At 64.2% G+C, this 12708-nt stretch carries 10 protein-coding genes; 5 read left to right on the plus strand and 5 right to left on the minus strand.

What is annotated here, in order from left to right:
* Window positions 1-11: 11 nt before the first annotated feature.
* On the minus strand, window positions 12-1418 hold the full coding sequence (locus ACX80B_RS04095) for an NAD(P)H-quinone dehydrogenase (RefSeq protein ID WP_459293315.1): 1407 nt from the start codon (window positions 1416-1418) through the stop codon (window positions 12-14).
* An 81-nt stretch (window positions 1419-1499) separates the two neighbouring features.
* Here ACX80B_RS04095 and ACX80B_RS04100 point away from each other — a divergent pair, with 81 nt between their 5' ends.
* From ACX80B_RS04100 to ACX80B_RS04110, 3 genes are all read left to right on the plus strand, one after another.
* Entirely contained in the window at window positions 1500-2318 is an 819-nt protein-coding gene (locus tag ACX80B_RS04100; protein ID WP_459293317.1) for a purine-nucleoside phosphorylase, read from the plus strand.
* 55 nt (window positions 2319-2373) lie between these two features.
* Window positions 2374-4122, plus strand: coding sequence for a phospho-sugar mutase (locus ACX80B_RS04105; protein ID WP_459293319.1), 1749 nt, complete (start codon window positions 2374-2376; stop codon window positions 4120-4122).
* A 148-nt stretch (window positions 4123-4270) separates the two neighbouring features.
* The gene (locus ACX80B_RS04110) at window positions 4271-4504 is read left to right on the plus strand and encodes a hypothetical protein (RefSeq protein WP_459293321.1); all 234 of its coding nucleotides are present in this window, start codon (window positions 4271-4273) and stop codon (window positions 4502-4504) included.
* Between the two features lie 92 nt (window positions 4505-4596).
* Here the strand turns inward: ACX80B_RS04110 and ACX80B_RS04115 are convergent, their stop codons facing one another.
* From ACX80B_RS04115 to mfd, 4 genes are all read right to left on the minus strand, one after another.
* Window positions 4597-5466 carry an aldehyde dehydrogenase family protein gene (locus ACX80B_RS04115; RefSeq protein WP_459293323.1) on the minus strand — a complete coding sequence of 290 codons (870 nt, stop codon included), beginning with the start codon at window positions 5464-5466 and terminating at the stop codon, window positions 4597-4599.
* On the minus strand, window positions 5463-6929 hold the full coding sequence (locus tag ACX80B_RS04120; RefSeq protein ID WP_459293325.1) for an aldehyde dehydrogenase family protein: 1467 nt from the start codon (window positions 6927-6929) through the stop codon (window positions 5463-5465). The genes ACX80B_RS04115 and ACX80B_RS04120 overlap by 4 nt, the downstream gene beginning before the upstream one ends.
* A 14-nt stretch (window positions 6930-6943) precedes the next feature.
* Window positions 6944-7972, minus strand: coding sequence for a deoxyribose-phosphate aldolase (deoC, locus tag ACX80B_RS04125; RefSeq protein ID WP_459293577.1), 1029 nt, complete (start codon window positions 7970-7972; stop codon window positions 6944-6946).
* Between the two features lie 96 nt (window positions 7973-8068).
* Window positions 8069-11695 (minus strand): transcription-repair coupling factor, encoded by a 3627-nt coding sequence (mfd, locus tag ACX80B_RS04130; protein ID WP_459293327.1) that lies wholly within the window; start codon window positions 11693-11695, stop codon window positions 8069-8071.
* A 234-nt stretch (window positions 11696-11929) separates the two neighbouring features.
* Here mfd and ACX80B_RS04135 point away from each other — a divergent pair, with 234 nt between their 5' ends.
* Window positions 11930-12427: a DUF2505 domain-containing protein gene (locus ACX80B_RS04135; RefSeq protein ID WP_459293329.1), complete on the plus strand. Its 498-nt coding sequence runs from the start codon at window positions 11930-11932 to the stop codon at window positions 12425-12427.
* Between the two features lie 15 nt (window positions 12428-12442).
* Window positions 12443-12664 carry an SCO4848 family membrane protein gene (locus ACX80B_RS04140; protein WP_459293331.1) on the plus strand — a complete coding sequence of 74 codons (222 nt, stop codon included), beginning with the start codon at window positions 12443-12445 and terminating at the stop codon, window positions 12662-12664.
* Window positions 12665-12708 lie beyond the last annotated feature (44 nt).

Genomic DNA, 12708 nt, shown 5'->3' on the forward strand with positions numbered 1-12708 from the left:
GCGCAGCACCATCAGGAGCTGTGTACGTGCAGCCTCCGGGCGGCTTCGGCGATTGAGCCTGACAGCGACGGATACACCGTGACTGTATTGGCGACGTCGTCAACGTGCAGCTTTTGTGCGACGGCCAGTGCGATGGGATAAATCAGCTCAGAGGCGCGCGGTCCGACGACGACGCCGCCAATCACGGTGCCGGAGCCCCGCCGGGAGAAGACTTTGATGAAGCCGTCCTCGACGTTCATCATTTTTGCCCTCGGGTTCGTCCGCAAGGGCAGTTTGATGATGTCGCCCTGATACTTCCCCGAGGAGATGTCTTCCTCGGTTACGCCCACGGAGGCGATTTCCGGGGCGGTGAAGATGTTCGAGGCGACCTGCTTGAGTTTGAGTGGCTTGACCACGTCGCCGAGCAGGTGTGCCATGGCGATACGTCCCTGCATGGCGGCAATGGAGGCCAGCGCAAAGACGCCGGTGCAGTCGCCGGCCGCATACACGTTCGGCGAGGTGGTGCGGGAAACGCCGTCGACCTTGATGTGCCCGCTCTCTGTCAGGGTCACACCCGCTTCTTCGAGGCCGATATCCGCCGTGTTCGGGATGGCGCCAACGGCGAGCAGGCAGTGGCTGCCTTCGATGGTGCGCCCGTCGTTAAGCTTGACCCGCACGCCGTCGTCGGTCCGTTCCACGGTTTCCGCACGGGTGCGCGACAGTACAGTCATTCCCCGCCGCTGGAAGGCCGATTCAAGCACCTCCGCCGCATCGGCGTCTTCGCCGGGGAGAACCTGGTCGCGGCTGGAGACCAGCGTGACGTGGGATCCGAGACCGTTGTACGCGGACGCGAATTCGGCGCCAGTAACACCGGAGCCGACGACGATCAGGGCCTTGGGCAGTTCGGTCAGGTTGTAGACCTGGGTCCAGTTGAAGATGCGTTCGCCGTCCGGCTTGGCGCCAGGAAGTTCGCGGGGGTGCGCGCCGGTGGCGATCAGGATGGCATCCGCCTCAACGGTTTCCGTGCCCTCGGCCGTCGTCGCTTCGATCCGGTGATTGTCCAGCAACCTGCCGGTGCCTGTCAGGATCCGGACTCCGGACCGCTGCAGGCCCTGGCTGATGTCTTCGGATTGCTCAGCCGCGAGCTTAAGCAGCCGTTCGTTGACGTGCGCGAGATCCGCGTAGGCGGCCTCCGCATTGTCCCTGAATTTAACGCCCGTGGTGTAGGCATCGGCGACGCGGACCATGGTGTCCGCCGTCGCGATGAGCGTCTTGGACGGAACGACGTCGGTCAGTACCGCGGATCCGCCGACCCCCTTGTTCTCGACGATTGTTACGTCAGCCCCCAACGACGCAGCCACCATAGCGGCCTCGTAACCTCCGGGGCCACCACCAAGGATGGCAATTTTCAGGGCGCTGAAATCCAATTGACTCGTCACGGTCCAATTGTTGCTTACTTTCCAGTAAGCCCTCAACCAGGTAAGTTCCAACGGCGAGCCTGCACACGGTACGTTGGTGCAGTGACTACAGATGAGCTGGAACGCAACGACCCCTTCGAACTGGCACGGCGGGCCGCCGGTTACATCGCGGAACAGACCGGAGTGGAGCAGCACGATATCGGTCTGGTTCTCGGTTCCGGTTGGGGTGGAGCGGCCGAATTGATCGGTGAAACAGTGGCGACCGTCAACGCCGCCGACATTCCCGGATTTTCCGCTCCCGCTGTGGAAGGACATGTCGGAACCATCCGTTCGGTGCAGGTTCCGGACGGACGGCGCGCGCTGGTCCTCGGTGCACGGACGCATTTCTACGAAGGAAAAGACGTACGCTCCGTCGTGCATGGAGTCCGCACCGCCGCCGCGGCAGGTGTGAAGACCATGGTCCTGACCAACGGCTGCGGCGGACTCAACGAAGACTGGCCGCCCGGGACCCCGGTGCTGATCTCGGACCACATTAATCTAACCGCCACATCGCCGCTCGAGGGTGCGACCTTCGTGGATTTGACCGACCTGTATTCCCAACGGATCCGCAGCATCGCCCGCGGCGTTGACCCCTCCCTCGATGAAGGCGTCTACGCGCAGTTCACCGGACCGCACTATGAAACACCCGCCGAGGTCAGGATGGCCAGGACCATCGGTGCGGATCTCGTCGGGATGTCGACGGCGCTGGAAGCCATCGCGGCCCGGCACGCCGGCATGGAGGTATTCGGCATCTCCCTGGTGACCAACGCGGCCGCCGGCATCAGCCCTGCCGCGCTGAGCCATCAGGAAGTAATTGCGGCCGGCCAGGAGGCGGGTCCGCGCATCTCCCGTTTGCTGGCCGGCATCATCGACAAACTGTAAACCCGTCCCCGTTGTGAACGCGCCGCCCCCGTGGCGCGGCGTGTAGGTTAAAACAATGACGCTCACCGAATCCGAGCTGGAGCAGCTCACGACGACTGCCGCCCAATGGGCGGAGGCCGATCCTGATCCGCAGACCGCGGCCGAACTGCGCGAACTGATTAAGCAGGCGGGCGGTGAAGGCACCGGCCAACTGCAGGCGAGCCAGGAGCTGGCCGACGCCTTCAATGGCACCCTTGAATTCGGCACCGCCGGTCTGCGCGCAGCGCTCGGGCCCGGTCCCAACCGGATGAACCGCATCGTCGTGCGCCGTGCCGCTGCAGGAGTGGCCGCGTTCCTGCAGCAAAAGGCCGCCGGCCAGTACACTCCACGGGCCGTCGTCGGTTTCGATGCCCGGCATAATTCAGATGTCTTCGCCCAGGAGACTGCGGCCATTTTCACCGCCGCAGGCCTCGAGACATTCCTGTTGCCCTCGACCCTGCCGACACCGGTGCTGGCCTACGCAGTCCGGTCGCTGGATTGCGAATGCGGCATCATGGTCACCGCCAGCCACAATCCCCCACGGGACAACGGCTACAAGGTCTACCTTGGTGGACGTGCGGCCGACGACGCAGGCCGCGGAGCACAGATCGTCGCGCCCTACGATACTGAAATCGCTGCACAGATTAACGCCGTTTCCGCGGCCTCCGGCACAATACCAATGTCCGACGGCGGCTGGACCACCTTGGAGCCGGGCATCGAGGACGACTATGTGAATGCAATCACGTCGCTGGCCATGCCGGCCCGGTATCCCGCCCGCGATTTGAAAGTCGTCCTGACTCCTCTGCACGGCGTCGGCGGCGGGACCGCCACCAAGGTGCTCTCGGCGGCCGGCTTCAACGATGTCACCCCGGTGGCTGAGCAGGCCGAACCGGATCCTGACTTTCCGACCGTCAGTTTCCCCAACCCGGAGGAAGCCGGCGCGCTGGACCTTGCCTTTGAGACAGCCGCGGAAGCCGGTGCCGACATCGTGATCGCCAATGATCCCGACGCCGACCGGGCAGCTGTTGCCGCCGTCGACCCTGACACCGGACAGTGGCGGATGCTGCGCGGTGACGAGGTGGGCGCCCTGCTCGGCGCGCACATGGTGGCGCGGATGGCAGTCGACGACGGCGCGAATCAACCGGGTGCGGTGTTCGCCAACTCCATTGTGTCCTCCCGGATGCTGGGCAGGATCGCGGCGGCGGCCGGGTTCGAGCATACGGAGACGCTGACCGGTTTCAAATGGATCTCGCGGGTGCCGGAGCTCGCTTTCGGTTACGAAGAGGCCCTCGGATACTGTGTCGCGCCATCGCTGGTCCGGGACAAGGACGGCATCTCGGCCGCCTTGCTGATCGCCGAACTCGCCGCGGATCTAAAAGCGGCGGGCAAGACACTCTTTGACAGCCTGGATGAGCTGGCCCTGTACCACGGGCTGCATCTCACCGACCAGTTCTCGGTGCGCGTGGGCAATCTCGGTCTCCTCGACGCGATGATGAACCGGCTGCGTGAACACCCTCCGGAGTCCTTTGGCGGATCGCCGCTGGATAACGACGTCGATCTGTCTGTGGGCAGCGAAACGCTTCCGCCGACGGACGGCCTGCTGTACATCACCCGTGACGACACGCGGGTGATCGTCCGTCCCAGCGGCACCGAACCAAAGCTCAAGTGTTATCTCGAGACCATTGTCCCGGTCGACGCCGGCGCTGACCTGCCGGAAACCAGGGCGCAGGCCCGGGAAACAATGGACGCTGTGCTCGAGGATGTCCGCGAAGCGCTGGGGCTCTGACAGCCGGCGCCTACGGCTGGCAAGGACAAGCGGCTGAATCCGCGTGGCCGAAGCACTAAACTGGTTCTGAACCATCATGAACCGCCGTCACAACCGTGAATTACCGTGAACTGTCCCCGCTACGGCGGGCATAACCGCAGGAGAAACAATGCAGCGCCCCAACTCGCACGCCACCCATTCGGGTGAAGGACATCTTGTCTCGAACGTGATCATCTTCACCATCATGATGGTGTTGTTCCTCGGGTCCCTGTACGCTTTCTCATTCTGGAGCCTGGACAACGTCTTCCTGCCCGGAATCATCGGCATGGTCTTGTTCGCGCTGGCTTTCTTTATCCCGAAGCAGATCATGGCCAACATGGAAAAGCGGACGCGGGAGAAATAAAGCGCTCTCTCCACACCTGCACGAAAAGAGGGCCCCGGCCGCGGAAAGATCCGCTGGCCGGGTCCCTCTTTTCGTGCGGGGGTTCGCAGAAGTTAGAGCAGCCCCTTGGTGTGCCACACGGTCTTGGTCTCGGTGAAGAACGTGATCCGGTCAATGGACGGCGCTCCGGCGTCCGCCCCTGACTCCGGCGGGAGCACCCGCTTGAGCGTTTCCGCAGCCGCGATCTGCAGGTCGACCCAGTCGAGGTCTCCGGCGCCCAGCAGGTCGAGGGCATTGACGTCGGCGTGACTGGCCAACCAAGGCGCAATTTCGGCAGGTGAACCACTGAGAATGTTCACCACCCCGGCTGGAACATCGCTCGTCGCCAGAACTTCGGCCAAGCTCAGAGCGGCCAACGGTGTCTGCTCGTTCGCCACAACCACGACCGTGTTGCCGCTCACCAGCACCGGCGCAACGGCACGGACGAATCCGAGCAGTGATCCGGAATCCTGTGGGGCAATAACGGCGACGACTCCGGTGGGTTCGGGCGTGGAGAGGTTGAAGTACGGGCCGGACACCGGATTGCCATTGCCGGCCACCTGGACGTATTTGTCGGCCCAGCCTGCGTACCAGACCCAGAGGTCGATGGCTTCGTCGATCTGGGCCGCGGCCGCCGTCGTCGAAGCTCCTTCCGACTGGATGATCTCATCAATAAACTGCGCACGCCGTCCGTCCAGCAGTTCCGCAATTCGATACAGCACCTGGCCCCGGTTATAACCGGTGGCTCCGGACCAGCCGCTCACCGCAGCGCGGGCGGCGACGACGGCGTCACGGGCATCCTTGCGTGATGCCTTGGCCGCATTGGCCATGAAGCTTCCCTTCCTGGTGGTCACTTCGTAAACCCGTCCTGATTCGCTGCGGGCAAATTTGCCGCCGATGTAGAGTTTGTACGTTTTCGGAACAGTCAGCCGTGCCTGGCTCATTTCCTGCCTCCTTTGGCGGCGGTGCGGTCGGCGGGAGCCAGATACGCGGCCAGCCCGTGCCTGCCGCCTTCCCTGCCGTAGCCGGACTCCTTGTACCCCCCGAACGGGGAGGCCGGGTCGAACTTATTGAATGTGTTGGCCCAGATGACGCCCGCCCGCAGCTTGTCGGCCACTGCCAGTACCCGGCTGCCCTTGTCCGACCAGATTCCGGCGGAGAGCCCGTACGGAGTGTTGTTTGCCTTCGCGATGGCCTCGGCCGGGGTTCGGAACGTCAGTACCGACAGCACCGGTCCAAAAATTTCGTCCCGCGCGATCCGGTGACTGGTGGAAACGTTGGTAAAGATGGTCGGCGGGAACCAGAACCCTGACGACGGCAGCACGCATTCAGCGCTCCACCGGTCCGCCCCTTCCTGCTCGCCGATGTCGGACAGTTCGCGCATCCGCCCCAGCTGTGACGCGGAGTTGATGGCGCCGATGTCGGTGTTCTTGTCCAGTGGATCTCCGACGCGCAGCGTTGAGAGCCGTGCCTTGAGCCTGTCGACGACCTCGTCGTGGATGGATTCCTGGACGAGCAGCCGTGACCCGGCACAGCAGACCTGTCCCTGGTTGAAGAAGATGCCGTTGACGATGCCTTCGATGGCCTGATCGATCGGGGCGTCGTCAAAGACGATATTCGCGCCCTTGCCGCCCAGCTCAAGAGTCAACTTCTTGGCCGTACCCGCCGTGGAACGCGCAATCTGCCGGCCCACCGCCGTCGAACCGGTGAAGGCCACTTTGTTGACGTCGGGGTGGTTGACCAGGTCCGAACCAGTCTGCCCGGCACCGGTGATGATGTTGACGACGCCGTCGGGCAGATCCGCCTGCTGCAGGATCTCGGCGAACAGCAGTGCCGTCAGCGGAGTGGTTTCGGCAGGCTTCAACACCACTGTATTTCCCGCCGCCAGTGCCGGCGCGATTTTCCAAGCCAGCATCAGCAGCGGAAAGTTCCACGGAATAACCTGTGCGGCAACACCGAGCGAACGTGGATCCGGGCCAAGTCCGGCATAGTCCAGCTTGTCGGCCCAACCCGCGTAGTAGAAGAACCACGCGGCCACCATCGGGATATCGACGTCGCGGCTCTCCTTGATCGGTTTGCCGTTGTCGAGACTCTCCGCGACGGCCAGCTCGCGGGAGCGCTCCTGGACCAGCCGGGCAATGCGGAACAGGTACTTGCCGCGATCGGCCCCGGAGAGCTTGGACCAGGTCCGCTCGTAGGCTTTACGGGCGGCGGCGACGGCGGAATCCACGTCCTTTTCGTCGGCGCAGGAGATCGTGGAGATGTGCTTCTCCGTGGCGGGGGAAATCGTCTTGAACGATTCGCCGTTGCCTGGCCGGAATTCGCCATTAATGAACAGGCCGTACTCGCTCTTGAGGTTCAGAATCGCCGTCGATTCCGGAGCAGGGGCGTAATCAAGGAATGTCATCTTGGGAAAGTCCTTCAGTCGATCGTGACGTAAGAGGAGCCGGAGTAGTATCCGCTGGCCAGTTTCTGCCGCTGTAGGATGACGTCGTTGAGCAGGCTCGAGGCTCCGAAGCGGAACAGGTCGGGCTGCAGCCATTCCTCGCCCACCGTTTCGGCTACTGTCACGAGGTATTTGATGGCGTCCTTCGAGGTGCGGATACCGCCGGCCGGTTTGACCCCGATCTTTTCACCGGTCAGCCGGTGCCAGTCGCGCACAACTTCAAGCATGGAAAGCGTCACCGGCAGTGTGGCTGCGGGTGCGACCTTGCCGGTGGAGGTTTTGATGAAGTCGCCGCCGGCCAGGATCGCCAGCCATGATGCCCGGCGGACGTTGTCGTAGGTGTTCAGTTCACCAGTCTCCAGGATGACCTTCAGGTGGGCGTAGCTGCCGTCTTCGCGCCGGCAGGCCTCCTTGACCGCGACGATCTCGTCGAAGACTTCCCCGTAGCGGCCGGACAGGAAGGCCCCACGGTCGATCACCATGTCGATTTCGTCCGCGCCGGCGGCCACGGCCTCAGCCGTGTCGGCCAGTTTGACGGCGCGGGATGCCCTGCCGCTCGGGAAGGCGGTTGCCACCGCCGCAATGTTGATACCCCCGCCGGCTGCCGCCGTCGAACCTGCGTGTGCACTGCCAAGCGCCTGTACGGCGTATGGAACCATGTCCCCGTAGACGCAGACGGCGGCGACCTGCGGCGTCGACAAATCATCCGGATCAGGGACCCGGGCCTTGGCCACCAGCGAGCGCACCTTCCCTGGCGTGTCGGCACCTTCCAGGGTGGTCAAGTCGGTCAGCGCAATGATCCGGTCCAGCGCCCAGGCCTTGGATGTGGTTTTTATTGATCTGGTTCCCAGGGCGGCTGCCCGGGCTTCCAGTCCGACGGCGTCGACCCCGGCGATGCCCTCCAAGTACCGACGCAGGCTCCGCTCGGTGAGGTCTGCGCCGATCACGTCAAGCGCCCTGGCTGCTGGGGCGATGCTTGTGCCACCGGCCGCCGAAATGTCCATCGTCACGTATTCTCCATGCCTCTCACAGTGGCGTCATTGCTTCTGTTCCCGACTACCAATCCTACCCCGGCTGTTCCATCCCACCATCGCCCGCTTTTAGTCACGGAAGATGGTTTCGACCACCGTATTGGCCCAGGCCAGCACCTCTGCGTCCACCAGGTCGCGGCCAGCGATCCGGGCGGTCTTCGGCTTCGGGATCAGCACCGCATCGAGGGCCGGTTTCACCATCGCTCCCGGATACATCCGCTGCAGCCGCATCGTTTTCGACTCCGGCAGATCCGCGGGCGCGAACTTGATGAAGTTGCCCTGCAGTGCGACGTCGGTCAGCCCCACCTCGCGCGCGGCCACCCGGAAGCGGGAGACGGCGAGCAGGTTGAGTACCGGTTGCGGCAGTTCCCCGTACCGGTCCTCGAGTTCGGCGCGCACCTCGTCGATGCCCTCGTGGGTGGTGGCAGCGGCCAGTTTCCGGTAGGCCTCCAGGCGCAGCCGCTCCCCCGGTACGTAATCGTGCGGCAGGTGGGCGTTGACGGGCAGCTCGATCTTCATCTCCTTGACCTGCTCCTCCGTATCACCGCGGTAATCGGCCACGGCCTCACCCACCAGCCGGATGTACAGGTCGAACCCGACCCCGGCGATGTGCCCGGACTGCTCGCCGCCCAGCAGGTTGCCCGCGCCGCGGATCTCCAGGTCCTTCATCGCCAGCTGCATACCGGCCCCGAGTTCGTTGTTGGCGGCCACCGCCTTCAGCCGTTCCAGCGCCACCTCGCCGAGCGGCTTATCAAACGGGTAGAGGAAGTACGCGTAGGCGCGTTCACGCCCGCGGCCAACACGCCCGCGCAACTGGTGCAGCTGCGAGAGACCGTAGTTGTCCGCCCGGTCCACAATCAGCGTGTTCGCGTTGGAGATATCCAGTCCGGTTTCGATGATGGTCGTGCACACCAGCACGTCGAACTTCTTCTCCCAGAAGTCGACGATGATCTGCTCCAGTTTGGACTCGCTCATCTGCCCATGCGCCACCGCCACCCGGGCTTCCGGCACCAGCTGCTGGATGTGGGCAGCTGTCCGGTCAATGCTCGAAACCCGGTTGTGCACGAAGAAAACCTGGCCCTCGCGCATCAGCTCCCGGCGGATAGCCGCGGAGGCTTGCTTGTCCGTGTATGGTCCAACGTAGGTCAGCACCGGATGCCGTTCCTCGGGCGGCGTAGCCAGCGTGGACATCTCCCGGATTCCCGTCACCGCCATTTCCAAGGTGCGGGGAATCGGCGTCGCACTCATCGCCAGCACATCCACATTGGTGCGCAGCTTCTTCAACTGCTCCTTATGTTCGACGCCGAAACGCTGCTCTTCATCGACAATCACCAGCCCCAGATCCTTGAACTCGAAGTCCTTGGAGAGCAGCCGGTGGGTTCCGATGACGACGTCGACGCTTCCGTTCTTCGCGCCGGCCGCCGTTTCCTTGGCCTCCTTGGAGGACTGGAACCGGGAGAGCGGCTGGACCCGTACCGGGAACCCGGAGAACCGCTCCGAGAAGGTGTCGTGGTGCTGCTGCACCAGCAGAGTCGTGGGCACCAGCACGGCCACCTGCTTGCCGTCCTGGACAGCCTTGAAAGCGGCACGCACGGCGATCTCGGTCTTGCCATAGCCGACGTCGCCGGAGACCAGCCGGTCCATCGGGATTTCCCGCTCCATATCGGCCTTGACCTCGTTGATCGTCGTCAACTGGTCCGGCGTCTCGATATACGGGAACGCCTCCTCGAGCTCCCGCTGCCACGGCGTATCAGGCCCGTAGGCGTAGCCGCGCGAGGCCATCCGCGCCGAGTACAGCCGGATCAGTTCGCCGGCAATCTCCTTGACAGCCTTGCGCGCCTGGCCCTTGGTCTTCGCCCAGTCCGCGCCGCCCATCTTCGACAGCGCTGGGGAATCACCACCGACGTAGCGTGTCACCTGGTCCAGCTGGTCCGTCGGCACGAACAGCCGGTCCCCCGGTGCCCCACGCTTGGACGGCGCGTATTCCAACACCAGGTACTCACGGACCGTCTTCGTCCCGCCACCGGCCGCCGTCGCTCGCTGGATCAGCTCAATGAACCTGCCCACACCGTGCTGCTCATGCACAACATGGTCGCCGGCCTGCAGCTGGAGGGGGTCGACGGCGTTGCGCCGCTTGGAAGGCATCCGCCGCATGTCTTTGGTCGAGTAGGCGCTGCTGCGTCCCAGCAGGTCCGCCTCGGTCAGCAGCCCCAGCTTCAAGCCGTCGAAGACAAAGCCACGCCCGGCAGTCGCCGTCGTGATCTCGATGATGCCCGGTTGCGGGGACTTCTCCAGCGAATCCACCCGGGCGGCGGGGATTTGCGCGTCATGGAACAACTCCGCCAGCCGCTGCGCCGGACCGGGCCCGTCGGTTGCGACAACAATGCGCCATTGGTCCCGCACCCGCGAACCGATGAAGTCCATCATCTCCGCCACCTCGCCCTGATAACCGCGCGGTTCCCGGGCATTGATGCTGAGCGTGTCGGTATCCAGCTCGAGCTCGTCATCCTGATTGAACGATGTGATCGACCACCACCCCATGGAGTGTTCCAGGGCGGTGGAGCGGGTCTGCGCCAGAGTGCGGAAGCTCGCGGCCTCGAGATCGACGCCGAGGTCAATCGGCGCCTGCGCCCCTTCAGAGGCAGTGGACCAGGCGGCTTCCAGGAACTCCTCGTTGGTCGCGTTCAGGTCATGCGCGCGTGCCCGGACTTTCTCCGGTTCGACCACGACGGCGACAGAGCCAGCCGGGAACTGGTCCACCAGCGGGACCATGGCGTCCACCAGGGCCGGGGCGAGCGATTCCATTCCCTCCACCGCGATGCCACCGGCGATCCGCTCCAGCATCGAGGCGGCCGCCGGCATCTTGTCCTGCAGCTTCGCGGCGCGGGACATCACCTCCGGCGTAATCAGGATTTCGCGGCACGGCGGAGCGTAGAGGTGGACCGGCGGCTCCATTCCATCTGAACCCTGTTTCGGGGCAGGAATCGAGCGCTGGTCGGCAACGGCAAACCACCGCATCGATTCGACCTCATCGCCAAAGAATTCGATCCGGATGGGATGGTCTTCGGTCGGGGGGAATACATCCAGGATGCCGCCGCGGACGGCAAATTCGCCGCGGCGGGTGACCATGTCCACCCGGGCGTACGCGGCCGCGGCGAGCTGCTCCACCAGATCGGCAAAGCCAATCTCGTCACCGGTGGACAGCGAGACCGGCTGCAGATCGCCGAGCCCGTCAACGAGCGGCTGGACGACGGCGCGCACGGGCGCCACGACGACCTGGAGCGGATCTGCCTGCGGATGCTTCAGCCGGCGCAGCACCGAGAGCCGGCGGCCAACGGTGTCCGACCGCGGCGAAAGCCGTTCGTGCGGCAGTGTCTCCCAACTCGGAAACTCCTCAACCGCTGTGGCCGGCAGGTAGCCACGCAACGCGGCAGCGAGGTCCTCGGTTTCCCTGCCGGTGGCAGTTACCGCCAGTACGACGCCGGTGGGCTCTCCGCTGCCCGCTGGCCCGCCGTCGTCGTTCTGTTCCTGCCTCAGGCCTTCGACGATCTCCGCCAGCAGGGCAGCGCGCAATCCGGCCGGGGCGCCTATCTGCAGGTCGGCGCTGCGGACTCCGGGAGTCTTGAGGGCCTCTTCCCGCACCCTTGAAAATGAGGCGTCCTCCGCCAGAGCGGCCCGCAGTCCAATTAGAGTCATCGTTCGTGAATCCTTCACCATCGTCGGCCACCGCGGGCATGAAACATGTAGGCTGGCTGCAGCCGGAGCACAGCACAAATACCCGAGGATCACGATGAACCCCGGGGCAACGACTCAAGCCTACGCCTGCGCGCTGAAACAGGAAAAGCTAGGATAATACCGAACATCTTCGCCGGAGCTCTGCCTCCCGGGCAGATCAGCAACCGGGACCGACCCCTTACCTGTGGAGGAATTATGGCGCTCAGCGCTTCAACCAACCTGCCTGCCAACCCGCAGCGCGTTACCGAAGTCTTCACCAACGAGGACTTTGTTCGCCACATCAGCGAAAAGGTGGGTGGTTCGCTCGAATCGCTGAAGATCGACGGCGCCATCACCGGCCCGTTCAAGCTCACCGCCGTGCGCACCGTGCCCGCGAACCGGCTCCCCGATTTTGCGAAGAAATTTATCGGCCAGAAACTGACCGTGACCCAGACGGAACAGTGGGAAGCACCGGCAACCGATGGCTCCCGCCGTGCGGACGTCAGCCTGAAGGTCTCCGGAGCACCTGTCGACGCCTCTGCCGTCCAGCGCTTGGTTCCTACCGCGGAGGGCACGCGTGTCGAATTGGAAGGCGACGTGAAGTCTTCCATCCCGTTCCTCGGCAGCAAGATCGCCGCCGCAGCGGAACCGATGGTGGGCAAAGCACTCAACATCCAGGCCACGGAAGCCCGTACCTGGCTCAAAGAGCACTAGGCCGGAGACTGCCGCATGTCAATGCCACTATCGCTTGCCCTGGTACTGATCCTGGCCGGTGTCTGGACGCTCATAGTCTGGCCGCCCTTTCTGCGCCGCATCCTCAAGGACCCGCGCGCCCGGGACGAGGCAGGACGCCGCACCCGCTTCATGATGGTGCATCTGATGCTGATCTCAACCTCCATGATTCTTGGCCTGGCCACCGCGGTGATTGGAATCCGCGCCGCCGTCGGCTAGGACCTTCCGTTACCGCGTACCTCACCTTCATGCAAATTCGAGGA

The sequence above is a fragment of the Arthrobacter monumenti genome, assembly GCF_054511255.1.

Coding starts and splice junctions, on each gene's coding strand:
- ACX80B_RS04105 (WP_459293319.1), top strand. CDS start 2,374: ATGACGCTCACCGAATCCGAGCTGGAGCAGCTCACGACGACTGCCGCC.
- ACX80B_RS04110 (WP_459293321.1), top strand. CDS start 4,271: ATGCAGCGCCCCAACTCGCACGCCACCCATTCGGGTGAAGGACATCTT.
- ACX80B_RS04115 (WP_459293323.1), bottom strand. CDS start 5,466: ATGAGCCAGGCACGGCTGACTGTTCCGAAAACGTACAAACTCTACATC.
- ACX80B_RS04120 (WP_459293325.1), bottom strand. CDS start 6,929: ATGACATTCCTTGATTACGCCCCTGCTCCGGAATCGACGGCGATTCTG.
- deoC (WP_459293577.1), bottom strand. CDS start 7,972: ATGGACATTTCGGCGGCCGGTGGCACAAGCATCGCCCCAGCAGCCAGG.
- mfd (WP_459293327.1), bottom strand. CDS start 11,695: ATGACTCTAATTGGACTGCGGGCCGCTCTGGCGGAGGACGCCTCATTT.
- ACX80B_RS04135 (WP_459293329.1), top strand. CDS start 11,930: ATGGCGCTCAGCGCTTCAACCAACCTGCCTGCCAACCCGCAGCGCGTT.
- ACX80B_RS04140 (WP_459293331.1), top strand. CDS start 12,443: ATGTCAATGCCACTATCGCTTGCCCTGGTACTGATCCTGGCCGGTGTC.